Source organism: Methanobrevibacter sp., from assembly GCA_022775905.1.
GTDB lineage: Archaea > Methanobacteriota > Methanobacteria > Methanobacteriales > Methanobacteriaceae > Methanocatella.
This window is the reverse complement of the sequence record JALFJX010000004.1, coordinates 13,752-39,887: the sequence shown is the minus strand read 5'-3', so window position 1 is coordinate 39,887 and position 26,136 is coordinate 13,752. Positions and strand designations below refer to the sequence as shown.

27 protein-coding genes and 1 riboswitch are annotated in these 26,136 nt (G+C 30.3%); of the genes, 15 read left to right on the top strand and 12 right to left on the bottom strand.

Annotated features, from left to right (window positions below):
* Window positions 1–79 precede the first annotated feature (79 nt).
* Window positions 80–325 carry a UPF0147 family protein gene (locus MR875_00980; protein MCI6993427.1) on the top strand — a complete coding sequence of 82 codons (246 nt, stop codon included), beginning with the start codon at window positions 80–82 and terminating at the stop codon, window positions 323–325.
* 26 nt (window positions 326–351) lie between these two features.
* Here the strand turns inward: MR875_00980 and MR875_00975 are convergent, their stop codons facing one another.
* Together MR875_00975 and MR875_00970 are read right to left on the bottom strand one after the other, a co-directional pair.
* Entirely contained in the window at window positions 352–1,365 is a 1,014-nt protein-coding gene (locus MR875_00975; protein ID MCI6993426.1) for a cobalamin biosynthesis protein, read from the bottom strand.
* Entirely contained in the window at window positions 1,362–2,366 is a 1,005-nt protein-coding gene (locus MR875_00970; protein ID MCI6993425.1) for a cobalamin biosynthesis protein, read from the bottom strand. The genes MR875_00975 and MR875_00970 overlap by 4 nt, the downstream gene beginning before the upstream one ends.
* A 97-nt stretch (window positions 2,367–2,463) precedes the next feature.
* Here MR875_00970 and MR875_00965 point away from each other — a divergent pair, with 97 nt between their 5' ends.
* Together MR875_00965 and MR875_00960 are read left to right on the top strand one after the other, a co-directional pair.
* The gene (locus MR875_00965) at window positions 2,464–2,937 is read left to right on the top strand and encodes a DUF2299 domain-containing protein (GenBank protein MCI6993424.1); all 474 of its coding nucleotides are present in this window, start codon (window positions 2,464–2,466) and stop codon (window positions 2,935–2,937) included.
* 634 nt (window positions 2,938–3,571) lie between these two features.
* Complete coding sequence (locus MR875_00960; GenBank protein MCI6993423.1) at window positions 3,572–4,735, top strand: orc1/cdc6 family replication initiation protein; 1,164 nt, start codon at window positions 3,572–3,574, stop codon at window positions 4,733–4,735.
* On the opposite strand, the gene pyrB is transcribed toward MR875_00960, so the two are convergent.
* Genes pyrB through hisG form a run of 3 tightly spaced genes read right to left on the bottom strand, consistent with a single transcriptional unit; the run spans window position 4,728 to window position 7,010 of the window.
* A complete protein-coding gene (gene pyrB, locus MR875_00955; GenBank protein MCI6993422.1) occupies window positions 4,728–5,663 on the bottom strand; it encodes an aspartate carbamoyltransferase in 936 nt (311 codons plus the stop codon). The two genes, MR875_00960 and pyrB, sit on opposite strands and share 8 nt — an antisense overlap.
* Window positions 5,656–6,150, bottom strand: coding sequence for a flavodoxin domain-containing protein (locus MR875_00950; protein ID MCI6993421.1), 495 nt, complete (start codon window positions 6,148–6,150; stop codon window positions 5,656–5,658). The genes pyrB and MR875_00950 overlap by 8 nt, the downstream gene beginning before the upstream one ends.
* Window positions 6,147–7,010, bottom strand: a complete 864-nt coding sequence (gene hisG / locus MR875_00945; GenBank protein ID MCI6993420.1) for an ATP phosphoribosyltransferase — start codon at window positions 7,008–7,010, stop codon at window positions 6,147–6,149. Before hisG ends, MR875_00950 begins: the two co-directional genes overlap by 4 nt.
* A 228-nt stretch (window positions 7,011–7,238) precedes the next feature.
* Here hisG and MR875_00940 point away from each other — a divergent pair, with 228 nt between their 5' ends.
* A complete protein-coding gene (locus tag MR875_00940; protein ID MCI6993419.1) occupies window positions 7,239–7,445 on the top strand; it encodes a histone family protein in 207 nt (68 codons plus the stop codon).
* Between the two features lie 38 nt (window positions 7,446–7,483).
* Complete coding sequence (locus tag MR875_00935) at window positions 7,484–8,788, top strand: amidohydrolase family protein (protein MCI6993418.1); 1,305 nt, start codon at window positions 7,484–7,486, stop codon at window positions 8,786–8,788.
* On the opposite strand, the gene MR875_00930 is transcribed toward MR875_00935, so the two are convergent.
* Window positions 8,781–10,424: a fumarate reductase subunit A gene (locus tag MR875_00930; GenBank protein MCI6993417.1), complete on the bottom strand. Its 1,644-nt coding sequence runs from the start codon at window positions 10,422–10,424 to the stop codon at window positions 8,781–8,783. The genes MR875_00935 and MR875_00930 overlap by 8 nt on opposite strands.
* Window positions 10,425–10,651: 227 nt before the next feature.
* On the opposite strand from MR875_00930, the gene MR875_00925 reads away from it, so the two are divergent.
* Window positions 10,652–11,032: a DUF120 domain-containing protein gene (locus MR875_00925; protein MCI6993416.1), complete on the top strand. Its 381-nt coding sequence runs from the start codon at window positions 10,652–10,654 to the stop codon at window positions 11,030–11,032.
* A gap of 39 nt (window positions 11,033–11,071) precedes the next feature.
* Window positions 11,072–11,206, top strand: a riboswitch (FMN riboswitch).
* A gap of 53 nt (window positions 11,207–11,259) precedes the next feature.
* Window positions 11,260–11,943: a 3,4-dihydroxy-2-butanone-4-phosphate synthase gene (gene ribB, locus MR875_00920; protein ID MCI6993415.1), complete on the top strand. Its 684-nt coding sequence runs from the start codon at window positions 11,260–11,262 to the stop codon at window positions 11,941–11,943.
* A gap of 1 nt (window position 11,944) precedes the next feature.
* Here the strand turns inward: ribB and MR875_00915 are convergent, their stop codons facing one another.
* The 3 genes from MR875_00915 to gatA form a co-directional block, all read right to left on the bottom strand.
* Entirely contained in the window at window positions 11,945–12,358 is a 414-nt protein-coding gene (locus MR875_00915) for a hypothetical protein (GenBank protein MCI6993414.1), read from the bottom strand.
* Window positions 12,358–13,854 (bottom strand): DJ-1/PfpI family protein, encoded by a 1,497-nt coding sequence (locus tag MR875_00910; protein ID MCI6993413.1) that lies wholly within the window; start codon window positions 13,852–13,854, stop codon window positions 12,358–12,360. The genes MR875_00915 and MR875_00910 overlap by 1 nt, the downstream gene beginning before the upstream one ends.
* Before the next feature lie 107 nt (window positions 13,855–13,961).
* Entirely contained in the window at window positions 13,962–15,332 is a 1,371-nt protein-coding gene (gatA, locus tag MR875_00905) for an Asp-tRNA(Asn)/Glu-tRNA(Gln) amidotransferase subunit GatA (GenBank protein MCI6993412.1), read from the bottom strand.
* Window positions 15,333–15,442: 110 nt separating this feature from the next.
* Between gatA and MR875_00900 the strand changes: the two genes are divergently transcribed.
* On the top strand, window positions 15,443–16,237 hold the full coding sequence (locus MR875_00900; GenBank protein MCI6993411.1) for an HAD family hydrolase: 795 nt from the start codon (window positions 15,443–15,445) through the stop codon (window positions 16,235–16,237).
* A 115-nt stretch (window positions 16,238–16,352) separates the two neighbouring features.
* Here the strand turns inward: MR875_00900 and MR875_00895 are convergent, their stop codons facing one another.
* Window positions 16,353–17,066 (bottom strand): sugar phosphate isomerase/epimerase, encoded by a 714-nt coding sequence (locus MR875_00895; protein MCI6993410.1) that lies wholly within the window; start codon window positions 17,064–17,066, stop codon window positions 16,353–16,355.
* 67 nt (window positions 17,067–17,133) lie between these two features.
* Here MR875_00895 and MR875_00890 point away from each other — a divergent pair, with 67 nt between their 5' ends.
* From MR875_00890 to albA, 6 genes are all read left to right on the top strand, one after another.
* Window positions 17,134–17,544 (top strand): PadR family transcriptional regulator, encoded by a 411-nt coding sequence (locus tag MR875_00890; protein MCI6993409.1) that lies wholly within the window; start codon window positions 17,134–17,136, stop codon window positions 17,542–17,544.
* Window positions 17,528–18,574, top strand: coding sequence for an ATP-binding cassette domain-containing protein (locus tag MR875_00885; GenBank protein ID MCI6993408.1), 1,047 nt, complete (start codon window positions 17,528–17,530; stop codon window positions 18,572–18,574). The genes MR875_00890 and MR875_00885 overlap by 17 nt, the downstream gene beginning before the upstream one ends.
* On the top strand, window positions 18,561–19,715 hold the full coding sequence (locus MR875_00880; protein MCI6993407.1) for an ABC transporter permease: 1,155 nt from the start codon (window positions 18,561–18,563) through the stop codon (window positions 19,713–19,715). The genes MR875_00885 and MR875_00880 overlap by 14 nt, the downstream gene beginning before the upstream one ends.
* Window positions 19,716–19,725: 10 nt before the next feature.
* Window positions 19,726–20,931, top strand: coding sequence for a PQQ-binding-like beta-propeller repeat protein (locus tag MR875_00875; protein ID MCI6993406.1), 1,206 nt, complete (start codon window positions 19,726–19,728; stop codon window positions 20,929–20,931).
* Window positions 20,932–21,010: 79 nt separating this feature from the next.
* Window positions 21,011–22,549 (top strand): 2-isopropylmalate synthase, encoded by a 1,539-nt coding sequence (locus MR875_00870; GenBank protein ID MCI6993405.1) that lies wholly within the window; start codon window positions 21,011–21,013, stop codon window positions 22,547–22,549.
* 200 nt (window positions 22,550–22,749) lie between these two features.
* Window positions 22,750–23,025 (top strand): DNA-binding protein Alba, encoded by a 276-nt coding sequence (gene albA / locus MR875_00865; protein ID MCI6993404.1) that lies wholly within the window; start codon window positions 22,750–22,752, stop codon window positions 23,023–23,025.
* Window positions 23,026–23,034: 9 nt separating this feature from the next.
* Here the strand turns inward: albA and MR875_00860 are convergent, their stop codons facing one another.
* Window positions 23,035–23,694 (bottom strand): PHP domain-containing protein, encoded by a 660-nt coding sequence (locus tag MR875_00860; GenBank protein MCI6993403.1) that lies wholly within the window; start codon window positions 23,692–23,694, stop codon window positions 23,035–23,037.
* Between the two features lie 5 nt (window positions 23,695–23,699).
* Window positions 23,700–24,728, bottom strand: coding sequence for a DUF1786 domain-containing protein (locus MR875_00855; protein ID MCI6993402.1), 1,029 nt, complete (start codon window positions 24,726–24,728; stop codon window positions 23,700–23,702).
* Window positions 24,729–24,818: 90 nt separating this feature from the next.
* Between MR875_00855 and MR875_00850 the strand changes: the two genes are divergently transcribed.
* Window positions 24,819–26,120, top strand: a complete 1,302-nt coding sequence (locus tag MR875_00850) for a TrpB-like pyridoxal phosphate-dependent enzyme (protein MCI6993401.1) — start codon at window positions 24,819–24,821, stop codon at window positions 26,118–26,120.
* Window positions 26,121–26,136: the final 16 nt, after the last annotated feature.

Genomic DNA, 26,136 nt, shown 5'->3' with positions numbered 1-26,136 from the left:
TTTAAAGAGATTGCAAACAAATATATATTATAATATTAATAATTTTATTAACTATTTTTAATAATTTTGGAGGAGTATTATGAGTAGTCAAATCGACGAAGTTTGTGAAATACTTGAATATATCGCAGATAACAACACTGTACCTCGTAACATTAGAGAGGCTGCAGGAAAATCCAGTACCTTATTAAAAGATGAAGAACAAGATCAATCTGTAAGAATAAGTACTGTTTTAGGAAAATTAGATGAAATTAGTAATGATCCAAACATCCCTGTTCATGCAAGAACTTTAATTTGGGAAGTTTTATCTAAATTAGAATCAATCTAATTCCATTTTTCTTTTTTTTATTATTTTCATTTTGAAATTGCAACAGATATTGTAACACCATCATAAGATGTCTTTTTATATATTAATTTTGAATCAAATCCTGCTGTAATCAATGCAGAAGGTTCACATACACCATAGATACCAAATTTTGAATATACAAACTCTGATTTTTGAATATCATTTGATTCAAAAAGTTTTAGTTTATCCAAACCTACAAAATTAACAGGTATATTTAACTTATCTGAAAGTTCCAAAATTCCTTGTTCATCTTTTTTTATCTCAGCAGAAGACAACATGTTAATTCTTGATATATGAATACCTAATTTATCAATTGAATCAGAAAGCCCTTCATAAATTTTAAAACATTCTTTTCCACGTCTACAACCAATACCAACAACAATACTCTTCTCTTTTAATATTATTTTGTGATTATCACATGCAACATGTATTTCATTTGTATTAACATCATTTGAATGAGAAAATGAGACATCCATTTCAAGTGTAACTTTTTCAATATACTCAAATAAATATTTGAAATTTTTTTCTGGATTAATAGTAAATTCAAGTTTTTTCCCATCTAAAATAGCTTTGTTGAAGAATAATATTTCTTTTGTATTATCAATTGATAAATAAAGATCTTTAGCTAAAACATCAATTCCCAACTTTTTATTGACATCAGTAGAAGTTGTAATAACAGGTATAGCATCAATTAAATTAGCAATTTTTTTTGTTAATTTATTAGCACCTCCTAGATGACCTGATAAAGTTGAAATGACAAAGTTACCATTATCATCAATATTTAAAATAGCAGGATCTGTAACTTTTGATTCAATTAATGGAGCAATTGTTCTGATTAAAATTCCAGAAGCCATTATTGCAATTATTGCATCATATTCATAGAACAGATATGGAAAATGTTTTTTGACATTTTTATGATATATGTCTGTTTTTAATACAGTTGAATCATCATCTAATTGTTCTTTTAAGTTTAAAGCTAATTTTTGTCCTTTATCTGAAACAGAGATAATTGCTATTTTCATAATATCACATAAATTAATGTAAATAAAATAATAATTGTTATTGTAAATAAAATAATTGATAATTTAGATAAATTAACAGCCTTTGAAATATCATCTGATGTGATTTTTTTATTATTATCACCTAAAATATATGTATCTTTTTTTATCAGTTGAATATTCAATGCTCCTGCTGTTGATGCCATTGTATAACCTGAATTTGGAGATGGACAATTTCTAGCATCCCTCATCATAATTCTAAAACTGTTTTTTCCATCTAAATTAAGTAGATATGCAGAAATTACAACAAATAATCCGGCAATTCTTGAAGGTATATAATTTAGAATATCATCTATTTTTGCAACAACAAAACCAATGTGAATCAATTCATCAGTAGTATATCCAAGCATTGCATCTTGTGTATTTGATAATCTATACAACACAGGAACTAACAATAAGAAATACAATTGAAATGGTACTGGATACAATAAAATAATAATTCCAAATATGAAATAATAAAAAATTGGAGCAACATAAGAATCAGTTATGTTTTCAGTCAAACTTTCAACAACAGCTGAGACGATGAAACTTTCTGTCAATTCATCAGTATTTCTGCTAACAAGATAAGAAACAGATCTTCTTGCTTTTTCAATATCTGTACTTAAATCATTTTTGACATCAATTGCAGTTTGTAATAACATTTTTATTGAAAATGTTGAAGATAAAATAATTGAAAATAATAAAATAAATAAAATAATATTATTTTTTATTATTAAATAAATTATCAATAACAATACACTTGAAGTTATACTGGTACAAAAAACAAGCATTAATCCAGATAATCTATTTTTTATATTAATAAATTTTCTTTTAAAATAATTAATAATTGAACCCATTATGACTACAGGATGAATTTTTCCTGGAAGTTCACCGAACAGGACATCAATTGCAAGTGAAAAAATAAATGTACATATAATAAACAAAAATAACCTAAATGAAACAATATTATTAATATTTGTTAACATTACATTATTTATTAATTCATTATATTCTATCATATTTTATTATATATTTATAAAAAAATAAATAATTTATTATTATATTATATTTAATGATGATACTATGATTGATGAAAAAACAATTAAAAAATGGTTACTTGACGAAGATATGTTAAGAGAAATGAAATATGATGAAAATGCTGATTTTCATTTTATTGTTGAATTTCCAAAAGAAAATATAATGGATATTGTAAAACCAAAACAAAAAGATTGTATTGTAATTGCATGTGCAACTCAAGTTTCACCTGAACATATTAACTTGATGATTCCAGCAGATCAACAAACAAAAAAAGATTTTATTTTAGATTTGAATTTTGGATTGAATAATTTTTTGGTTGATTATGAGCTCCAAGTTAATAATGAAATGTTACAACAATTTATTATAACCGATCAAATATTTGAAGATGGATTGACAAAAGATGCATTCATTAAAACATTGAAAAGAGTTTTTAAATCTAAATTACATTGTATCTGGTTAATTGACAAAAAATTTGGCAATGTTTCTTTTCCAAACAATGAAAATGATATGTTCATTTAAGAGAGAGGGAGGTGCATTTCAAGTATAACATTTCCGAAGGTATATTCAGAATGAAGGGGTCTATTTCAAGTGTAAACATTTGAAATTTATCTCTATTTTTTCACCACTTAATTTTCTATTTAAAGTTCTAATTTTTCTTTGTTTTTAAATTTAAATATTTTTTTAAAATTTGAAATTTTTTTACACTTGAAATGTATGTCTTGATTTTTGTTTTTTGCTAAATTTTCTTACACTTGAAACACATGTCCCTCTCTTAGTTTAAAATCATGATAAATTTTTTAAAAGTAATGTTTATATTCTAATTAAGGATTAATTTTTGCTTTTTATCCTATAATTTTACACTTGAAATTGTTATCTTATATTTGAAATAGTATCATTCCATATTCAAAATTTAATTTAATTTAAATAATTATTTTTGAATATAATTCAATTTAATTATTTAAATGATTTATTTACTTTATTTTAATTTGTTTTTGTTAATTTAATCCATTTTAATTAATTTAATTTTTTAGATTTTTCTTAATTTTATTAATTTTTTATAAAATTGTAATACAAATGTTTATTTATGATACATTTTATACTATTAACACTGGAAATTATACTCTAATTTTTTTTATAAATTTAAGGTGGATATATGACAAATATTTTTGAACAATTGGAAAATGATGAAAAGGGACCCAGTATATTTAAGGATAAACGTCCATTGGATCATAGGTGGTTACCTGATAAGTTAGTTCACAGGGAAGAGCAAATAAAACAAATTGCAAAATATTGGGTTGATGTATTAAGTGATGTAACTCCTTCAAATGTAACTTTGTATGGTAAAACTGGAACTGGTAAAACAGCTGCATCTAAATTTGCTCGTGAGCAATTAATGGATATTGCTCGTAAAAAAAGTATTTTTGTAAAAGTGGAATATGTTAGATGTACTGATTACACAACTGAATATCAAGTAATTGCAGAATTATGTAATAAACTTGGACGTGATGTTCCAAATCGTGGTTGGACTAAAGGTGAAGTTGTAAATACATTTAGGGATATTTTCAAGTCAACTAATGCTTTTGGTAAAAAATTACATTTAATTGTTATTTTAGATGAAATTGATATTTTACTTGATAAAGATGGAGATGGAATCTTATATACTCTTACCAGAACAGACAATGTTTCTATTTTATGTATTAGTAACTATTTAGATTTCAAAAATTTAATTAAATCTAGAGTTACAAGTAGTTTAAATGATAAAGAAATTGTTTTCCCACCTTATGGAGCAGGTCAATTGTCTGATATTTTAAATGAAAGGGCAGAAATATCTTTCAATGAAAATGTACTTGAAAGTGATGTTATTCCTTTATGTTCAGCAATGGCTGCTAAAGAAGAGGGTGATGCAAGGTATGCTCTTGATTTACTTAAAAATGCTGGTGAATTAGCTTTTGATGAAGATTCTCCAAAAGTTACAAATGATCATGTAAAAAGAGCAAAAGATAAAATTGAACATAATAAAGTCATTGAAATCATATCCACTTTACCTCTTCAACAACAAAGAGTTTTAGAGTCTATTTTAAATTTAACTAAACAAAAAGAAGAAATTACATCTGGAAAATTATATGAAGCTTATACAGATTTATATAAAAAAGATGCAGTTACTTACAGAAGAATATTTGACTTTATTAACGAGCTTGAAATGTTAGGAATAATATCTACTAACACAATTTCACGTGGTCGTGGAAAAGGAAGAACTAATATTATCAAGCTTCAATGCGATGAAACATTACTTGAAACAACCCTATTCTCTATTTAGGGTTGTTTTTTATCAATGTTTTTAAAATAGCCATTCTCACAGGAACAGCATTTGCTGCCTGTGTGAAATACTTATTATATTTTGTATTATCAACATCAGTGTCTATTTCATCAATTCTTGGTAATGGATGCATTATGATTAAATCTTTTCCTTCAACTAATTTTTTATTGATGACATATGCACCTTTTATTTTTAAATAATCATTAACGTCAGCAAAACGTTCTTTTTGTATTCTAGTTACATATAAAACGTTTACATCATCGATTATTTCTTCAATTGAACCTACTTCTTCATATTCAACATTTGTTTTATTCAAATCATGAAGAACTTCCTGTGGCATTTTAAGTTCAGGTGGTGAAATTAAATATATTTTAATGTTTTTGAATAATCCTAAAGCATGTGATAATGAGTGAACTGTACGTCCAAATTTTAAATCACCGATTAAAGCTATTTTTAAATTGTCAATTTCTCCAATTTCATTTTTAATAGTATATAAATCGAGTAATGTTTGGGTAGGATGTTGACCAGCACCATCACCTGCATTGATTACAGGCACGTCCACTACATCTGAAATAAACTTTGATACTCCTTCAAGTTCATGTCTTATAACTAATGCATCACAGTATCCTTCAAACATTTTTGCAGTATCTGCAATACTTTCACCTTTAGAAACTGAACTAGATCCACTATTTTCAAATCCAATGCATTCTCCACTTAAACGTTTCATGGATGTTTCAAATGACATTTTAGTCCTTGTTGAAGGTTCAAAAAACATTAACCCAAGAATTTTTCCTTTAAGTTCTTCAGATATTTCTCTAGATTTGGCAATATTTTCTAATTTTGATGCTTCATTTAGAATATATTCAATATCTTCTCTTTCAAAATCTTTCACGGAAATTATGTTCTTTAATCTAAATATTTTAATCAACCCTTTGTTTAATCAAATTGTTTATATAATCGCTAAATTTATCAATTTCGTCAATATTTAATCTTGGAATATCTTCATCATTTTTAAGCTTGCTTTTTGTTTTCATTTTTTCAATAAAATTTCCTTCGTTGCTGTTCAGTTCATATCCAAAATTTGAGTTAATACGTGATGAATTTACTATTTCTTCTGTAAATATTTTGTTGAATATCTTTTCTGTATCAATATTTTCTTCACAGCTGATAGCTAATGCTATTGGTTTTCCTTTTATAGTTTTAATATTTCTGATAATATATCTTTTCAAACTACTTTGGAATTTGCCGTTATATGCAGAAGCAACGAATATAATGAAATTATATTTTAAGATACAATTGGTTTTTGCTTTGTCAATTGGTATCATCTTTACATCTGCATTAAGTTTGCTAGATAATATTTTACAAGCTTTTTTTGTAGATTTTTTTGATGTTGAGTAAATTATTCCAATATTCATATTATTCTTTCAATCGGTACTACAAGAATATCTTTAGCACCTGCATTTCTTAAACAGTTTACAAGTTCAAATACTTCTTTTTCATCAATTACTGCCTGGACAGCAACAGTTTCTTCATCTGATAATACTTCAGATATTGTTAAACCACCCATTGAAGGCATTACATCTTTAACCTTTTCTAAATCAGCAGTTTTTACATTCATCATGATTAATTTTTTACGATCAGCATCAAGAACCCCTTTGATACTTGTGCTGACAGCTTCAATTAATTCTTTTTTATTTTCTAAACTATCTTTATTAGCAATGAGTTTGATTGTACTGTCTAAAATTTTATCAATGATTTGTAAATGATTCATTTTTAAAGTTGTTCCAGTACTGGTTAAGTCTGTGATTAAATCAGCAATTCCAATAAATGGTGCAGCTTCTGTTGATCCACTTAATTTAACAATTTTAATGTTGTTTAAGCCTTTTTCATCTAAATATTTTCTGGTTAATACAGGAAATTCAGTAGCCACTTTCATATCTTCTGTAATATCATCAACAGAGTTTATATTTGATTCTTCTGGAGCTGCTAAAACTAATTTTGTTTGTCCAAATCTTAAATCGAGTAATTCACAAACGTCAGCTTCATTTTCATTAATTAAATCTACACCAGTCACTCCCATATCTGCAACTCCATCGTTGACAAATTCTGGAATATCTGATGCTCTTGCAAACATAACTTCTATATCTTCATTAAATGTTTTTGAAATTAGTTTTCTGTTATTTTTGTCGATTAGTCCTAATCCTGCTTTTTCCAATATATTTATAGAAGGTTCACTTATTCTTCCTTTAGAAGGTATAGCAATTTTAATTTTCATCATATCTTCTCAAATTTTTTATCTTAATATTATTTTATAAATTTATTTTATAAATAAGTATTTTTTTATTATTATTTTTCCAATTATTTAAATGATTATTTCTTATTTTTTGATAACACCTTTAATTATACCAAATATTTAAATATTAAGTTATCTTATATTGTTATTTAACTTATGATTTTGGCTGTATAATCATAAGTTTATATAAACACTTGTGAGGTGAAAAACATGTCTGAAATACCAAAAGCTCCTGTAGCAAGAATCATTAAAGAATCTGGTGCTGAAAGAGTTAGCGAAGATGCAAAAGCTGAATTAGCAGCATACTTAGAAGAAGTTGCTCGTGAAGTAGCTAAAGAAGCAAACGCTGTAGCTAAAATCGCAAAACGTAAAACTGTTAAAGCAGAAGATATCAAATTAGCTATCAAAAACTTATAAGTTTTTTAGCTTTCTTTTTTTATTTTTTAGGTGTTATTATGAGTGATAATACTATTTTAATTAAAAATGCATTAATTTTAAGTCCAAATACAAATTTTGAAAATAAACAATCAATTTTAATCAAAGATAATTTAATTGCTGAAATTTCTCCGGAAATTGATGAGAGTGATGTTAGTAAAACTATAGATGCAACTGGTAAGATTGTACTTCCAGGATTAATTAATACTCATACTCATTTATCCATGACTTTATTTAGAGGATTAGCTGATGATTTAAGTTTGGATAGTTGGTTAAATGATCATATCTGGCCAATGGAAGCTAATCTTAATGGAGATTACTGTTATATTGGTGCTCTTTTGGGAGCTGTTGAACTTATAAAATCAGGAACCACTACATTTTCTGATATGTATTTCTATATGGAAGATGTTGCTCGTGCTGTTGATGAAGCTGGAATTAGGGCTGTTTTATCATATGGTATGATTGATTTTGGCGATGAAGAGAAAAGAAAAAACGAAATCAATGAAAACTTAACCTTATTCAAAGCTTGTGACGGAATGGCTGATGGAAGAATCAAAGTCTTTTTTGGACCTCATTCACCCTACACTGCTTCAGAAGAGTTATTAATCAAAGTACGTGAACTTGCTGATGAATATAATATGGGTATTCATATACATGTTTCTGAGACTCAAAAGGAAATTGAAGACGTATCAGCTGAAAAAGGTTTAAGACCTTTCGAGTATTTAGATAAAATTGGATTTTTAGGTCCTGATGTTGTTGCAGCACATAGTGTATGGCTAAGTGATAATGAGATTGAAATCATTAAGAAAAACAATGTAAAGATTTCACATAATCCATGCAGTAACATGAAATTGGCTTCAGGAATTGCTCCTGTTTCTAAATTAATTGAAAATGATATTTGTGTTTCCATTGGAACTGATGGTGCTTCTTCAAATAATAATTTAGATTTGATTGAAGAATTGAAAACCGCTTCATTACTTCAAAAAGTTTCTACATTAGATCCTAAAGTTTTAACTTCAGATGAAGCAGTAGCTATGGGAACTATCAAAGGTGCAGAGACTTTAGGTCTTGAATCTGAAATTGGTTCTATTGAAGTTGGTAAAAAAGCAGATATTATTTTGATTGATACTAACTCAGCTAATATGGTTCCGGACAGTTCTTCTTTAAGTTCAAACATTATTTACTCTGCAAATGGTTCAAATGTTGATACTACTATTTGTGATGGTAAAATATTAATGGAAAATAAAAAATTAGTTGTTTTAAATGAAGAAGAAATTTATAAAAAAGCTAGACAAGCAATAAAAGAATTAAAAGAAGTTATCTAGCTTCAAATTCTATTTTATTTTTATTGAATACAATACTCTTTTTCCATTCATTATTAGTTTCAGGATAGTCAGATCTATAGTGAGCTCCTCTACTTTCCTTACGTAATATTGCTGATTTTATAACTAAAGTACAAATTTCAACCATATTGATTACTTCAAGAGCAGTCACTAATTCAGTGTTGTATTGTTTTTTATCACTAACATCCAAGTTATCTAACTCTTTTTTCATATCTTCGAGATCTTTTAAACCTTTATTCAATGTTTCTTCGTCTCTTACGATAGCTACTTTTTCCCACATTAAGTTTTTAATGTTTTCTTTGAATTTTTGTGGTTTGATACTTCCTTTTTTAATTAAACTTTCAATTCTGGAAGCTTCTGCTTGGACTTGTTCATCATTTGTTTTAAGTTCAATGTTAGCGCATGCTTTACTTGCGCTTTCACCGGCGATTTTTCCAAATACTTGGGTATCAGCTAATGCATTTCCACCTAAACGGTTTGCACCGTGAACTCCTCCACAAACTTCACCCGCACCATATAAATTCATCAATGATGTGGATGCATCTGTATTTATTTTTAAACCGCCCATAAAGTGATGTGCGGTAGGTGCCACTTCAATTGGTTCATGTTTGATGTCTATACCAACATTATTAAATTGTAAAACCATTGTTTCGAGTTTTTCTTCAATGTAATCATCATCTAGGTGGGAAATATCAAGGTATACTCCTCCATTTTCACTTCCTCTACCTTCAATGATTTCCTGGTAAATTGAACGGGCAACTACATCACGAGTGGCTAATTCCATTTTTTCAGGTGCATATTTGTTCATGAATCTTTCGCCATCTTTGTTTAATAGCTTTCCACCTTCTGCTCTTACAGCTTCTGTTACAAGCACTCCTTTTTTGGATTCAGGGGCTACCATTCCAGTTGGGTGGAATTGAACTTGTTCCATATCAATTAATTTAGCTCCGGCTTTGTAAGCTATTGCATATCCATCTCCATTTTTTTGGAAGGTGTTTGATGTTACAGGGTATAATTGTCCAGCACCTCCACTAGCAAGGATTGTAGCTTTTGCTTTAAAGTAAATTAAACTTGAATCCTTTAAATCAAGACCAGTTGCACCAATAACTTGATTTTCGTCGGTTACAAGTGAAGTAATCATTACTTCTTCGATGCATTCGATATCTCTTTTGATGATTTCTTCTTTAAGTGCATTTAATAATTCAGCACCTGTTCTATCTCCTTGGTAACAGGTTCTTCTGTATATTTGTCCACCAAAAGGTCTTTGGTCAATTTCACCTGATTCCTGACGGTCGAATAAAGCACCGTAATTTTCCAAATCAATTAATCTTTGTGGGGATTCATTGACGAGAATTTCTACAAGTTCCTTATCGTTAAGGTAACTTCCACCTTTTAATGTGTCATGAATGTGAGCTTCTTTTGAATCGTCCTTATCTACGGTTTTAAATACAGCATTGTATCCGCCTTCTGCCATTCCTGTACAACCTGACCTAAATGAAAGACCTTTTGATACGATAGTTGCTTTTAATCCGGTATTATCAACTTCAATAGCTGCTCTTGAACCTGCTCCGCCAGATCCTATAATTAATACATCTGTTGAGATAGTTTTTATTTCCATTTATATTACCTTGTAAAATTTATTATTATAGTAATACTTTATTTTTTAATTGTTAAATAAATTACTTCAAAAATATTTATTAAGTAAAATGTATTAAGTTATAGTATTGAATCTACATTTCTTTGTTGAAATTAGATTATTTTATTTTAGATATTGTTTAAATTGAAAAAATGATTAAAATTTAAGCAGTATTTATGTTATATATTTATTTAATTAGAGGCTATTTCATGAAAATCGATGGTGAAGTTACAACTGGTTTGGGAAAAGCAGCATATTTCTTATCACAGGAATTTTACACTAATGAATTTAAGAAAAATTTAGGTTTTGTTCCTTTCCCTGGAACATTGAATGTTGTTGTTAGTGATGATTATTTGGATAAGATTAATGAATTGAAAAATAATTGTCAGAATTTGATTAAACCTGATGAAGGATTTGGTGCTGTAAAATATATTAGAGCTAAATTAAATGATACAGTTGATGGTGCTATTGTATTTCCAGCAAAAACCACTCATGAAGAGAACTATTTGGAATTTATTTCAAAAAACAAGTTAAGAGATGAATTAGTTTTAAATGATGGGGATATTGTATCTCTTGAATTTCAAAATTAAATAGTAAAATTTTTTATATATAATCAATATATCTATCAAGTACGTTCTCAGGGCGGAGTGAAATTCTCCACCGGTGGTGAGTTTTATGATAAAATAAGTCCATGAGCACAATTTTGTGTTGATTTGGTGAGATTCCAAAACCGACGGTTACAGTCCGGATGAAAGAGAAGAAATAAATAATTAGTTATTTTTAGCCCTGGTTCTAGTATTATAAAGGAGATATTACTATGAATCAAGAAACAAACTTAGATAAAGCTTTAGAAGCTATTAGAAATGGAGAATTCGTACTAGTTTTTGATGATGATGATAGGGAAGGAGAAGTTGATATGATTATCGCTTCCGAATTTGTAACCCCTAAATCCATTGCTACAATGAGAGACAATGCAGGTGGATTAATCTGTAATTGTATACACTCTGATTTCTGTGATGAAATCAAATTACCTTTCATGGTAGACATTATGGACGCTGCAAGTGAAAAATATCCTGAATTAGCAGAACTTGCACCAAATGACATTCCATACGATGAAAGATCCTCATTTTCAATTTGGGTAAACCACAGAAAATCATTCACTGGTGTAACTGATCATGATAGGGCAATGACTATCAGAGAATGTGCAATAATGATGAAAGAAGGAAGATTTGATGAATTCGGATCTACTTTCAGATCACCTGGTCACGTATGTCTTTTAAGAGGAGCAGACGGACTTGTTAAAAATAGAAGAGGACACACAGAAATAGGTCTCGCTTTATGTGAAATGGCTGGTGTTACTCCTGTATGTGTAGTTTGTGAAATGATGGACAGTGAAACTGGACAAGCTACTTCCGTTGCTGATGCTCGTAAATTCGCAGAAGAAAACGGATTGGTCTTACTTAAAGGTGAAGACATCATTAATAAATATTTAGAAGAATAAGCTAATTTCTTTCATTAGCTTTTTCTGCAATATAATTTGCAATGAATTGGGTTATTTGCTGGAGTTTATATGAATTGTAAATTCCAAAAGCAATATATCTCCCATCTTTCATTCTAATTTCTAAAGCATCTTTAATTTCTTTTGATTTTGTAATTGAAGTTATTTTTTCCCATTTTACTCGCAATGTTTTACTTTTCAATGCGTTTTCAATATGAATTCCATCATTTAGGATTTTCACTGTTTTTATATTCCTTCGATTTTTATCTAATCCTATTTGGATATTGCCTTCACTATCAAAAATGTAATCCGGAATAAGGCAGGTTGCTTTCCATCCCTGTTTCATTTTTTTTAATACATGGGATTTATCTTTTTTTGTGAGTTTTACTCCGGTTTCAGGACTTAGATTAAGAGCCATTATATCATTTTGCTTTTAATTTCATCGAATGAGTATATTTTTTCGAATTCAACTTCACGCGCCATGTTAATTATTTTATCAATATCTAAATTATTTTCAATAAGTTCCATTGAATGTGTTGCAAATAATTCGTATCTTATTTCAACTTCTGGGATAAATCCTCTCATGTCTCCTGATCTTAGTTTAGGCAATTTCAACACGGTATCAACATTTGTATTGTTTTTGATGTAAGGAACCACTTCGTTGAAAATATCATCATTGTATACTTTATTGAGCAATATTGCTTCTACTGGAATTCCGAATTTTTCAAGCATGTTGGCATGAGAAACTAAATCAACTGCAGCAGATTCTATTCCTCCTTTGTTAACTCCTGAAGCTAATATCATTGGTATTTTTGAAGACATTGCAATTTCCGCAGCTGAGAATGGTACTTTTTCATTTAAAAGACCGGTAAATACGCTCATTACACCTTCAATTAAAACAATATCATAGTCTGAAGTGTTGAGTTTTGATATTGTAGACTTGATATCACTCCATCCTAGATGTCCAATTTTTATTGATGAATATTCTTCCATTTTTCCTTTTGTCAAATATAATCCTGGGATGATGTCACGTACATCTGGACCCACTTTAAGGAGTGCAACTTTATATCCTTTTCTTCTTAAAGCACCTGCAAGTCCTGTTACAATGAATGTTTTACCTGAATCTGAACCGTTACTTCCGATCATTATATATTTAGGTTTTTTAGGTTTATTTTCAAGTTTTGGAACTTTAATGTTTGTGTTAATCCCAACTTCACTTTGTAATATTTTTTTTACATTATTGTTTCTACTGTATATGTCATCAATATTTTTTGCATCTATTTGTTCCAACAGATTTTTTACAAGAACTGGATTTTCGTCTAATATTCCGTGAATCATGGTACCGATTACATTGCCGTCATCATTGCATGCACCTGAGAAGATATTATATTCTCCACCTTTGTTAGTATCGCCGTAATTCATTCTTTGGACTTGTGAATAGAATAATGGTTTTGCATTTCCTTCAACCTTACCGTATGTATGTGTGTGGAAACCGGTAACATCTTCTGTCTGGTCTTTTACTAAAAAAGAGTTGTCAAATACTTTTGCTTTTACACGGTCACTTGTAATTAATGGTGAAAAATTAACGTCAATTAATCCAAGACCTTCCTTAATTATTGGTACTGGTGATTTTCTACCAATATCAATTTGATTTGACAATAACTGAAAACCTGCACATATTCCAACAATAGGTTTTCCGTCACGAGCTATCTTTTTAATTTCATTATTTAAGTCCATATTGATGTCATTGGATTCAATTAATGTTCCTCCAGGAATAATCAATGCATCTAGTTCATCACTAGCTTTAAGTCCATCAACAAGTCCATTCTCTTTAACGATATCAGTTGGCAAGTTTCCAAAATCTTCAAATCCTGGAACAGCTCCACTAACATAAACAAGTCCAATTCTTGTCATAAAATAACCTCTTGATAATCTATTGTATCTTTATAGATATAAAATTATAGAGGTGAATTTCAAGTGTAAAATATACTATTTGTAAAATAGATTAAGAAAAAAAGAGTTTATTGAGTGTTTTCGAAAACACTCATAGCTTTAATAATTTTTAAGTCATCTAATGGTTTTGCTTGTAATTGTAATCCTACTGGAATACCGTCTACTTCACCAGCTTTTATGCTTGCTGCAGGAATACCTGCTAAGTTAGCAATTACTGTTAAAATATCGTAAGCATACATTTCCATTGGTTCTAATTCAGCACCAATTTCGTGAGGAAGTTTAGGTACGGTTGGTCCTACAATTAAATCCACATTTTCAAGCATTGAAGTGATTTCAGATCTGATTACTGATCTAGCTTTTAATGCTTGTTTGTAGTATTTACCACTAAATTCAGCTTCTGCAATGTGGGAACCTATTTTAATTCTTCTGAGTACTTCATCTCCACATACTTCTTCGATTCTTGAACCGTATTCTCTTCCATCGTATTTTCTGGTTGCAGAGAAGAATTCTACATAGTTAATTAAGTAATAGGTTGGTAAACATAAGTCAATGTAGTCAAAGCTTACTTCAACAAGTTCAGCACCAGCTTCAACTAATTTATTGATTGCTTGGTTTACAGTTTTGTTAATTTCATCATCGGTTACGTCAATGAATTCTTTACATACTGCAATTTTCATTCCTTCTAAGCTAGTATCATCCAATACACTAGTAAAGTCAGGTTTATCCCAATTTAAAGTGGTACATTCGGTTTCATCGTATTTAGCAATAGTATTCAATGCAAGGGCAATACCACTTACATCATTTGCAAGAGGTCCGATTTGGTCTAAACTCATGGATAAGTCAAGTAATCCTTGTCTTGAAACTGCACCGTATGTTGGTTTAAATCCTACTACACCACAATGGGATGCTGGGTTTCTGATGGAACCACCAGTATCGGATCCAATTGAAATATCACACATTTTGCCTGCAATTGCTGCTGCACATCCTCCAGAGGAACCTCCAGGAATTCTTCCCATAGCTGCTGGGTTTTGTGTAGGTCCGTAGTATGAAGTTTCAGTTGAACTTCCTGCTGCAAATTCATCCATATTTAAAATACCGATGATAATTCCGTCTTCTGCTAAAATTTCTTTGACAACAGTTGCATTGTAACTTCCGAGATAATTTTCTAAAGTTTTTGAAGCTGCGGAAATAACTAAATCTTCAACATTAATGTTTGCTTTAATACCAAATACTAATCCAGCTAAAGCACCAACATCTTCACAGTTAGCAATTTTTTCATCAATAGCTTCTGCCTGTTTTAATGCATTTTCATAATTCAATTCAATAAATGCATTAATGCTTTCGTTATTTTCATCAATAACTTTAATGAAGTTTTCTACATTTTCTTTAGCTGTTATTTCTCCACTTTTTATGGAGTTTAACTTTTCAATAACGTTCATTAAAACACCTGAATAATCGTAATTTATAATATTATTATTTTATTTTTTAAGGTTTATATACTTGTTTTTTTTAAATAATTTTAAATATTATTTTTTTACTATATTTAATCATGAAAAAAGCTGTCGTATTTGATAACTCAGGAACATTGATTGAGAGGTATAGGGTTATTAAAGATGTTTTAAATGGTGATTTATTCACGGATGTTAATTCATTGGAGTTAATTGATGCTGCAGATGCATTAGCTTTAGTTGTACTTCAATATAATACAAATAAATTATTGGATTTAGATCAAAATACTTTAATTTCAGATGTTATTCGTGAATATGATATTGATTTTGATATTAGCTTTTCAACAAATCCTGTTTCAAAGGCGGAAGTTAAAGATGTAATTGATAATGAGAAATCATCTACAGTATCAGATATCACTGATGGTTTTGATATATTGAGGGAAAAAGTTCCGAGAATGGAACTATGTAATGGATCTGCATTGATTGTTGATATGGATTTGGGAGTTATTGCTTATACTATCACATCAGCGGGGATGTTGTTTCCAAAAGTTTTTGAAACTGTCGAAACTTTAAAATCACGTGGAGTTGAAATATTCATTGCTTCAGGTGATAGGAAAGGAGCTATTAACAGACTTGCTAATCTGATTGATATTCCTGAGGATAATGCATTTGGGACTGTTTCAACAAGGGGAAAATGTGAAGTCGTCTCTATATTAAAGGATGCTGGCTATAAAGTCATGATGGTTGGAGATGGTATTAATGACTTGCTTGCTTTTAAAAATGCTGATGTTAGTGTATTAACTATAGAACAGCAGGAAGAGGTATCTCCTAAGATTATGGGTAAAACTGACCATGTTATTGATGATATTTTTGAAGTTACAATGATTGACTTTTAACTTTTATTTTTTACTATTTTAACTTAAAAGTTATAACTGGTAATTTATATTTTTTATTTGATTTATATATTATAAGTTATAAGTTATAACTAATAACCTTTAAAAAAATAATAATTTATAAGTTTTCAATAACTTTTTTACTCTTTAAAATGTTATTAAAGTCATTTAACTCAATTATTGCGGTATCAATCTTTTTAAGTAAGTTTAAATCAAGTGTACCATTACCAATTGCAATATGCTGGTCTTTTACACCATCATTATCATTTAAATGGCAATAGCTAATGTTTTTTAAACTTAACATTTCTTCTAAGTTTCCACATGTGTTTCCATGCCCGGTATCAATTGTAAGGCTGCAACCTGTTTCTTCCTGGATCATTTCAATTTCTTCAACCATGTTTCCAAGAAATTTACCACGAACTGGCATGTTTTCAACTGATACTTCAACATTTGTATTGTCGATGATTTCTCCAATGCTTTCGACTGCAATTTCAAGAGCCCATTTTCTGAGATGCGGTTCGTTACGTCCAATTATTCCTGGATGAACTGTAATTGTATTTGCATTTATTTTTTCTGCATAATGGCCACATTCAATCATTTGCCTTACACTTTCTGCTCTTATTCCAGTATTTAGACTTGCAATATTGATGTCTACTGTTGCTGCATGAATTCTCATATCTATTCCGCAGTCCTTGAATTCTCCTTTATCTTTTTCATAGAATGGACTCTCTCCAAGAATTTCAATCATTTCAAATCCATGTTGTTTTGCTAGATTGATTATTTTGTTATTGTCTTCCATGAATAGTGCAAGTGTTGTAAAACCTAACTTCATGTTTATATATTACTTCAATTCATATAATAAATATTAACATATATCAAATTTTTACATATGGTGAAATATGACAGAAGAAAAATGTCATGATAAATATCAAGCAAAGTTTTTAAAACATTTTGCTAATGGATTAACTCGTAATATAATACTATGGATTATTTCAAAAGAGAAAATTCATGGTTATGGAATTATGAAGAAGTTAGAAGAGTTTTTTGACTTTGAAAATATTAATCATTATATTAAAATTACTTCAAGTAAAGTATATCCAATTTTGAGAATGATGGAAGAAGAAGGATTGATCATTGGAGAATGGGATATTAATGAAAATAACAAGAGAGTAAAATACTATTCTATTACTGAGAAGGGATTAAATATTCTTGACAAAATTAGTTTTTCTCTTAATTTTATTTCAAAAAATCCTGCTTGGATTGCTTTTTATGGTGATATGGGAGTTGAACTCAATGAAAAACGCGATTGAAACTAAAGATCTTACCAAAGTTTATGGTAACTTCACTGCGGTTAATTCTCTTAATTTAGAGATTCCTAATAAGAGTATTTTTGGAATGTTGGGTCCAAATGGTGCTGGTAAAACAACTACCATTAAAATGCTTACTTGTTTGATACAGCCAACATCAGGTCAAGCTACTGTTGGGGGCTATGATGTTAAAAAGAACCCTGATGAGGTTAGAAATCTTTTGGGTATGGTTCCTCAGCAAGTCAGTTTGTATAAGGATTTGACAGTAATGGAAAATTCACAGATGTGTGCAGATTATTATGGAATTCCTTCTGATGAAAGAGATTCTCGTATTGAAGATTTAATGGAATTAGTGGACATTAAGTATGCTAAGGATAAATGTGTTGGTCAGTTATCTGGAGGTCAAAAACAAAAAGCTTCTCTTGTAGCTAGTTTGGTCCATAGGCCGGATATCTTGTTTTTGGATGAACCTACTATTGGTCTTGATCCTACTACTAAACGTACATTATGGGATTTGATTCGTGATTTAAACGATGAAGGCCATACTATTATTTTATGTTCACATGACATGCATGAAGTTGATATGCTTTGTGATAATGTTGGAATTATAAATACTGGTAATTTAGTGGCATATGATACACCACAAGGTCTTAAAGATTCTCTTTTGGAAAGCAATAGGAAAGAAATGACTGAAGCATTAGGTAAGATTTCTGCTGAAAATAAAGTTTCTACTTCAACTAAAGAAGATATGGAAAATCTTAGTTTAAGAAAAATGTCCATACTTTTGAAGAATCAAAATGAAGCGATTATTGAAGCAATCAAAAAATCTACTAATGTAAATAGTATTGAAATTGCTCATAATGGACGTATCAACTTAAGAATTGATAGCTATGATGATATGGCTGTTCAAAATGTCTTAAATGATATTAATGCTTATGGTGGGATAATCAAGTCAATTTACACTGAAGAGCCTTCACTTGAAGACGTCTTCATTAAATCAACTGCTGAGGTGGATGAAAATGCTAGAGTTTAAAAAATTCTGGTGGATGATTAAAAAGGAATTACTTAGCCTTAAAAGACATCCTGGTAGATTAATTTCAATTATTGCATTTCCTATAATCATGATTTTACTTTTTGGTTATGGGATGGGTGGAGAAATGACAGACTTGCCGATAGTTGTTGTTTCTCAAAGTCATGGTGATTTAACTGATTTAACATTAGATACAATAAAAACAACTGAGACTTATAAGGTAGTTGAGGTTATTGACGATTTGGATGAGGGTAAAGAGCTGGTAGATTCAGGTGAAGTAAAAGCAGCTATTATACTGCCATCTGATTATGATGATAATTCGTCTCAACAGAAAGCCGTTACTCTGTATTTGGATTCTTCCGATCAAATGGCTGCTCAAATATTGGATTCTTCCACACAGGCAATTTTCTCTAGATTATCAAATATAGTAGCTTCACAAACCAGTGTTACTAATCAAAGTGCGGATGTTGACCAATCATTATCTCATTCATTTAACAACTTTAAAGATGATATAAGCTTACATATCAACAGAATCTATGGAAATATTAAGTATATTGACTTTTTAGTTCCTGCTGTTTTAGGAATGACCTTGATGATGAGTTGTATGATGGGTATGGGAGCAACCATTGCAGGTGAACGTGAAACCGGAGAGCTTGCAAGATTATTCATGACTCCGACATCTGTTTCAACTGTAATAGGTGGTAAGATTGTAGCCAAATTATTAATTGAACTCGTAAGAGCTATAATATTAATCTTAATGGCTATATTGTTGTTCCATGTTAGCATCAAAGGAGGTGTACTTCAAACATTCCTTGTCTTAGTTGTTGGAGGATTGTGTTTTGTTGGGTTTGGAATGATGCTGTCTGCAAGGACATCCACTCAAGAGGATTATGTGCAGCTGGTAATGCCATTTTCAATGCCTATGATGTTTATTTCTGGAGTATTCTATCCAATCGAAACAATGCCATGGATTTTACAGAAAATCGCATACATCTTCCCTCTCACTTATTTGAATGATGCAATGAGAGGAGTAATGCTTAAGGGTCAAACTTTAGGTGATGTGTGGCTAGATTTAGCTGTACTTTTAGGATTTACTGCATTATTCTTTATTTTAGGTGTTAAAAGATTTAATAGGGATGTTTAGGGGGTTTAAAATGTATAAAAAATTATTTATAGGAATATTAATTTGTCTTTTGGTAATTTCTCCAATTGCTGCTGAAAATTGGAATTCATTTGCAGGGGGAACTGACCATAATGCATACAGAGAAGACACTTCAGACTTTGTAACTAATCTTTGGACTTTTAATATGGAATCTCCAATTCATTCTTCTCCTGCGATTTACAAGGACTTTCTTTATGTAGCTTCAACTCAAGGTATTTTAAAAGCTATTGATATGGAAACTGGCGAAGAAGATTGGGATATTGATTTGGAGGGTGAAACTAATTCATCACCAGTAATTAACTCAAACAAATTATTCATCGGAACAGAAGATGGTATTAAAGCTATTAATACCAATACTCATGAAGTCATCTGGGATTATGACTGTGATGATGTAGAATCCACTCCTGTGGTTTATAAGGATGTTGTTTACTTTGGAAGCAATGATGGTCATTTATATGGTCTTGATGAAGATGATGGTAAAGTCGTCTTAAATAAAAAATTGGATGGTGAACTTAAATCATCTCCAATAGTAGTTGATAAGAATATTTACATTGGATCTACCAATGGTAAATTGTACAGTATAGGTACTGACAAGGATAAAAACTGGGAATTTACAACAGGAGATGCAATATTATCTTCACCTAGTTTCATAAATGATACTATTGTATTTGGTTCAAACGATGGTTCTTTCTATTGTTTGAATGAATCTGATGGAGCTTTAAATTGGAAAGTTGATTTAAACAATAAAGTTATTTCCTCTCCTGCTGTTGATAAACATGACAATAATATTTTCATTGGTTCAGATGAAGGTAACTTGACCTGTATTGATAACCGTGATGGAACTGTTAAATGGAGTCATTCTGTTGGCGATAAGATTCAATCAACTCCTGCAATCAAGAATGATCTGGTTGTATTTGGTTCCAATAATGGTAATTTGTATGTTTTAAATAAATACACTGGAAGTGAAGAGTTTACCTACAATCCAGGAACAGTTTTATTTAATTCAGCTATTACTTCATCACCTGTAATCAATGGAAATAGTTTGATGTTTGGTGATGATTCTGGTAATGTTTATTCCTTAAATATTGATAAACATGAAGTACCAGCTTCAACACAAATGTATCTTTCAATAGCTGTATTGATTGTTGTCATTGTTTTGGCTATTGTAATTGTTCGTAAAGTTAAAGGTAGAAAATAATTTCTATCTTTTCTTTTTTTTAATGAAAAATTTATATAATATTTAGTTTTAAATCATTTAGTATTAGGGAAGTAATACTATGAGTGTTAAAGATATGGAAATTTTAAAGAAGGAAAATATGAATCTTGCTGAAAAAATTTATATTTTCGATACCACCTTAAGGGATGGTGAGCAGACTCCTGGAGTTGCATTAACTGTTGACGAAAAGATTCAAATTGCACAAAAACTAAACAATTTGGGTGTAGATAAAATTGAAGTTGGCTTTCCAGCATCATCTGCTGGTGAAATGGAAGCTTCAAAAGCTATTAAAGCTAGAGATTTAGATTCTACTCTTGTTGGTTTGGCTCGTTCTTTGAAAAATGATATTGATGCAGTTATTGATGCAGATTTAGATTATGTTCATACTTTCATTGGTACTTCCCCATTGCATCGCGATTATAAGCTTAAAAAATCAAAAGAGGAAATTATTGAATCTGCTGTAAAAGGTGTTGAATATGCTAAGGATCATGGCCTTACCGTTGAATTTTCAGCAGAAGATGCAACAAGAACTGAAAGGGATTATCTGTTTGAAATATTTAATGAAGTTGTAAGTGCTGGTGCAGACTTTTTGGATGTTCCCGATACAGTTGGTGTTTTGACTCCTATTGTTACTCATGAGTTAATTACTGATATTAAAAATAATTTCAAGACACCTATTAGCGTTCATTTCCACAACGATTTTGGTCTTGCTACTGCTAATACATTAACTGCAATTGAATGCGGTGCTAATCAGGCTCATGTAACCATCAATGGGTTAGGTGAGAGAACTGGTAACTGTTCACTTGAAGAATTCGTAATGGCTCTTAAATCTGCATATAATGTAGATTTAGGATTGGATACTACCAGATTATACAGTTTATCTAATTTGGTTGGACGTCTAACTGGGGTTAAGATGCCTGTCAATAAACCTATTGTAGGAGATAATGCTTTTGCTCATGAATCTGGAATTCATGTTCATGGAATTTTAAACAATGCATCTACTTATGAACCGATGTCTCCTGAAATGGTTGGTCATTCCCGTAGAATTGTTTTAGGTAAACATACTGGGGCTAATGCTGTTCGTGCAAAATTAAAAGAACATCACATTGATTTGGATGAAGAACAGTTTAATAAAGTATTTAAGAATATTAAATCATTAGGTGATAGTGGTAAATGTGTTACTGATGATGATTTGATAGCTATTGCTATTACTGAACTTGCTTCTGCACGTGAAACTCCAATTGTCATTAAAGGTTTAAGTATTTCAATGGGTGCTAATGTTTCTCCAACAGCTACAGTTAAATTGGAAATTGATGGTGTTGAAAAGGAAACTGCAAGTACAGGTGTTGGACCAGTTGATGCTGCTTTGAATGCTATTCGTGAGTTAATTCAGGATACAATGGATATTGAATTGGAAGAATATAACTTGGAAGCTGTTAATGGTGGTACTGATGCGTTGGCGGAAGTGTTTGTTATTACTTCTGATCCTGATGGAAACAAATCAACCGGTCGTTCCACTAATCAGGATATTGTGATGGCAAGTATTTTGGCTGTTTTGGATTCAATTAATAAATTATTATTAATCAAAAGGTCAATTTAAAAATTTTCAATTTTTTTCTAATTTTTTTCTAATTTTTTTATATTTTTTTTAATTCAGTATGTAATAGTTCATTGTTTATTTTTTTGTTCATTTTATAACTAAGTTGTTTTATAAATTATCAATATATTTTTCTATTATTAATCAATGATTATGTAAAATTTTATATACATCAATAACAAATATTATTACGGTGACTTTAAATGGAGAATAATACAATTTTTGTTGGAAGCAAACCTGTAATGAACTATGTTTTAGCAGTCGTTACCCAATTCAATGAAGGATCTAATAGTGTTGTTCTCAGGGCTAGGGGAAAAGCTATCAGTCGTGCTGTAGATGCTGCTGAAATAGTTAGAAATAGGTTTGTTCCTGATTCCGATGTTACAGATATTAAAATTTCTACTGAAGAAATTGAAAACTATAACAACGAAAAAACAAATGTATCTATTATTGAAATTTTAATTGAAAAGAGTGAATAATTGCTCTTTTTATTTAAATTTCATTAATACATTTTTCTCAAATAAGTATTTTGAAAGCAAAATATTTGAAGTACCTTTACCATGTGCTTCGACATTTCCTTTCGCAATGGCTTTTAAGACACTGTCAATATCTTTTTCACAATTTATTAAACTATAACAATCACCAACGAATTTCCAGTAATGTGAATCACTTGCACCTAATGCTGGCAGACTTTTTTTTATAGATAACTTTTTTGCTTTTCTATTGCAGTACCCAATAATGAATCTTGCATTTTTTGTTTCTATTGCATCAATTTTCAAATTTTCATTTTCACTTTCACACAATAATCCATGTCTGTAAAAGCAATATGGATGAGGGATTATTGCAAGCCCTGCTAAATCATGAATTTTGTCTATTGTTTCTGCAGGGGATAAGCCTTTAGGTATGTTTTCCTCACACCCAAAACCAAGAATATGGCCTTGGGTTGAAGAGATTTCAATTGATGGAATTGCAAGTATATCTGTATTCCTTGTTTTTCTTAAAACTTCGCTGGTTCCATCTATTGTATTGTGATCGCTTATAGCTATTATGTCAATTTTCTTATTTTTAGCTACTTTTAGTATATCATCAATTTTGGAATGTGAGTCAGGTGAGTATTCACTGTGAATGTGTGAATCCATCTTAAGCATATGAATCAACCAAGTATTGTTTTTATCAAACCGACTGTACCGGTCATCATTACATCTCCACCTGGAGCCGCATGATGCCAGTCAAGATTTGTTTTTTCAATCAATTCTCTTTTTGGTCCACTTACAATCACTTTTTCAATTTTGGATATTGGGTTTAAAACATGTGCACCATGTCCATGGTCATTGTATACCTCTTCATTTGTTATAGTTCCTTCAGCTAATCTTTTGAGGTATCTTTCAAGAGATTCTCCGGTTAAACTGGAGGTGTGATGTTCAAATACTCCTTGAATTTTTCCATTTTCAATTGATGCTGCAGTGGTGTGACCATTTCCTATGTCAATTACAATATAACTCTCTAATTTTTCGACAATTTCATCGAAGCACATTCCTGCTATTGATGCGAATTTTGTATCCATCAACATTGGAACTTCATCTATTCCTTCATTTTTGACAATTCTTCTCACTGCATTCATTCTAGTGTAATATTCAGGTAAATTGTCTGTAAATCCAAATTCTAATGGAGATATTGGTTCAGATATTTTTTCTCTGATTTTTTCAAATCTGAAGTCTCTGTCACCCATATTTTCATTAAATCCGTGGTCTTGTACAGCTATTGTAATTTTATCAAAATCAAACTCTAAATCGTATCCGAGTAAAAATTCGGATAATTTTGTTATGTTAATGTCACCCATTTTGATTTTTGTATAATCACTGTAGTCTTTTGATTCATCAGCTATTTCTATTCCATAAGATTTTACTTGTTCTAAGTCATCACGTATTGTTTTAGCACATACTGGTTCCATAACTACATTGTATCCTTTTTCCATATGTTCAAGAATACTTTTTTTTATTTTTCCTCCTCCCATTATTTCTCCTTCAAAATAGATATCATTTTCAAGTTCCCTGATTTGCTGGGAAATAAATAAGTGGGGAGATGGTAAAACTAGTTTAATTGAATTTTCTAGTTCTTTTTCAGTATTGTAAATCATTATGTCTTGGGTTCCGGTTCCAACATCAATAGCTAAAATTCTCATATTTTTTAATTGTTTTTTATATTATTAATAATTAAAGTGTACATATTTGTACAAAAAAGGTTTAAATAGTACATTAAAGTAAATATTATCATGGATTATAAAATTACTCTTAACTCAAATGAAGTGCCAAAGGAATGGTATAATATTAATGCTGATTTGCCTGTTGAGCTTCCAATGCCTCAAAACAGTGAAGGAAAAGACCAAATTGCTTCACTTCAAAAGGCATTTACAAAAGCAGGTTTAGAACAAGAATTTGCAACCGAACGTTACATCAAAATTCCAAAAGAAGTCAGAGAACTCTACATGCAGATGGGAAGACCATCTCCATTATTTAGAGCTACTAGACTTGAAGAATATTTAGGAACTCCTGCGAAAATCTATTATAAACGTGAAGATACTTCACCTACTGGTTCTCACAAGTTGAATTCCGCAATTCCTCAAGCATATTTTGCTAAAAAAGAAGGTGTTGAAAGATTAACCACTGAAACTGGTGCTGGTCAATGGGGTACTGCATTATCACTTGCATGTAACTTACTTGATTTAGAATGCACTGTTTATATGGTTAAAGTTTCTTTCAATCAAAAACCTGACAGAAAAAATATCATGAACATTTACAATGGTAATGTTTTTGCATCTCCAAGTGAAAATACAAAAATTGGCCGTGAAATTCTAGCCCAAAACCCAGATCACCCTGGATCATTAGGTGTAGCTATTTCTGAAGCTATGGAAGAAGCTTTAGAAAATGATGAAGTTAAATACACTTTAGGTAGTGTATTAAACCACGTAATGTTACACCAAACAATCATCGGTCAAGAATTGAAAAAGCAATTAGAAATTGCTGATGAAGAACCTGATGTCATGATTGCTTGTGCTGGTGGTGGAAGTAACTTTGCAGGATCCTTATTCCCATTTATTAAAGACAAAATTGCTGGTAAATCAGACACTCAATTTATCGCGGTTGAACCAAGTGCTTGTCCTACCTTAACTAAAGGAAGCTATGAATATGACTTTGGTGATGTAAATGGATTTACTCCAATGCTCAAAATGTTTACTTTAGGTCACGATTTCGTTGCACCTTCTGTACACGCTGGAGGATTAAGATATCACGGTATGTCACCACAAGTTTCTCTTTTAACTAAAGAAGGTTACATTGAACCTAGATCTGCTCATCAAAGAGATGTATTTGAAGCTGGTATTACTTTTGCTCGTAATGAAGGTATCTTACCTGCTCCTGAAACTACTCATGCAATTAAAGTTGCTATTGATGAAGCATTGAAATGTAAACAAACTGGAGAAGAAAAGACTATTGTTATGAACTTCTCTGGTCATGGAATGTTAGATTTAAAAGGATATGCAAGTTATTTCGATGGCTTAATGCCTAACTCCAAATAACTTCCCTTTTATTTTC

Bases quoted from the DNA above. Each gene is read 5' to 3' on its own strand.
- MR875_00980 (MCI6993427.1), top strand. From the start codon at position 80: ATGAGTAGTCAAATCGACGAAGTTTGTGAAATACTTGAATATATCGCA.
- MR875_00975 (MCI6993426.1), bottom strand. From the start codon at position 1,365: ATGAAAATAGCAATTATCTCTGTTTCAGATAAAGGACAAAAATTAGCT.
- MR875_00970 (MCI6993425.1), bottom strand. From the start codon at position 2,366: ATGTTAACAAATATTAATAATATTGTTTCATTTAGGTTATTTTTGTTT.
- MR875_00965 (MCI6993424.1), top strand. From the start codon at position 2,464: ATGATTGATGAAAAAACAATTAAAAAATGGTTACTTGACGAAGATATG.
- MR875_00960 (MCI6993423.1), top strand. From the start codon at position 3,572: ATGACAAATATTTTTGAACAATTGGAAAATGATGAAAAGGGACCCAGT.
- MR875_00950 (MCI6993421.1), bottom strand. From the start codon at position 6,150: ATGAATATTGGAATAATTTACTCAACATCAAAAAAATCTACAAAAAAA.
- hisG (MCI6993420.1), bottom strand. From the start codon at position 7,010: ATGAAAATTAAAATTGCTATACCTTCTAAAGGAAGAATAAGTGAACCT.
- MR875_00940 (MCI6993419.1), top strand. From the start codon at position 7,239: ATGTCTGAAATACCAAAAGCTCCTGTAGCAAGAATCATTAAAGAATCT.
- MR875_00935 (MCI6993418.1), top strand. From the start codon at position 7,484: ATGAGTGATAATACTATTTTAATTAAAAATGCATTAATTTTAAGTCCA.
- MR875_00930 (MCI6993417.1), bottom strand. From the start codon at position 10,424: ATGGAAATAAAAACTATCTCAACAGATGTATTAATTATAGGATCTGGC.
- MR875_00925 (MCI6993416.1), top strand. From the start codon at position 10,652: ATGAAAATCGATGGTGAAGTTACAACTGGTTTGGGAAAAGCAGCATAT.
- ribB (MCI6993415.1), top strand. From the start codon at position 11,260: ATGAATCAAGAAACAAACTTAGATAAAGCTTTAGAAGCTATTAGAAAT.
- MR875_00915 (MCI6993414.1), bottom strand. From the start codon at position 12,358: ATGGCTCTTAATCTAAGTCCTGAAACCGGAGTAAAACTCACAAAAAAA.
- MR875_00910 (MCI6993413.1), bottom strand. From the start codon at position 13,854: ATGACAAGAATTGGACTTGTTTATGTTAGTGGAGCTGTTCCAGGATTT.
- gatA (MCI6993412.1), bottom strand. From the start codon at position 15,332: ATGAACGTTATTGAAAAGTTAAACTCCATAAAAAGTGGAGAAATAACA.
- MR875_00900 (MCI6993411.1), top strand. From the start codon at position 15,443: ATGAAAAAAGCTGTCGTATTTGATAACTCAGGAACATTGATTGAGAGG.
- MR875_00895 (MCI6993410.1), bottom strand. From the start codon at position 17,066: ATGAAGTTAGGTTTTACAACACTTGCACTATTCATGGAAGACAATAAC.
- MR875_00890 (MCI6993409.1), top strand. From the start codon at position 17,134: ATGACAGAAGAAAAATGTCATGATAAATATCAAGCAAAGTTTTTAAAA.
- MR875_00885 (MCI6993408.1), top strand. From the start codon at position 17,528: ATGAAAAACGCGATTGAAACTAAAGATCTTACCAAAGTTTATGGTAAC.
- MR875_00880 (MCI6993407.1), top strand. From the start codon at position 18,561: ATGCTAGAGTTTAAAAAATTCTGGTGGATGATTAAAAAGGAATTACTT.
- MR875_00875 (MCI6993406.1), top strand. From the start codon at position 19,726: ATGTATAAAAAATTATTTATAGGAATATTAATTTGTCTTTTGGTAATT.
- MR875_00870 (MCI6993405.1), top strand. From the start codon at position 21,011: ATGAGTGTTAAAGATATGGAAATTTTAAAGAAGGAAAATATGAATCTT.
- albA (MCI6993404.1), top strand. From the start codon at position 22,750: ATGGAGAATAATACAATTTTTGTTGGAAGCAAACCTGTAATGAACTAT.
- MR875_00860 (MCI6993403.1), bottom strand. From the start codon at position 23,694: ATGCTTAAGATGGATTCACACATTCACAGTGAATACTCACCTGACTCA.
- MR875_00855 (MCI6993402.1), bottom strand. From the start codon at position 24,728: ATGAGAATTTTAGCTATTGATGTTGGAACCGGAACCCAAGACATAATG.
- MR875_00850 (MCI6993401.1), top strand. From the start codon at position 24,819: ATGGATTATAAAATTACTCTTAACTCAAATGAAGTGCCAAAGGAATGG.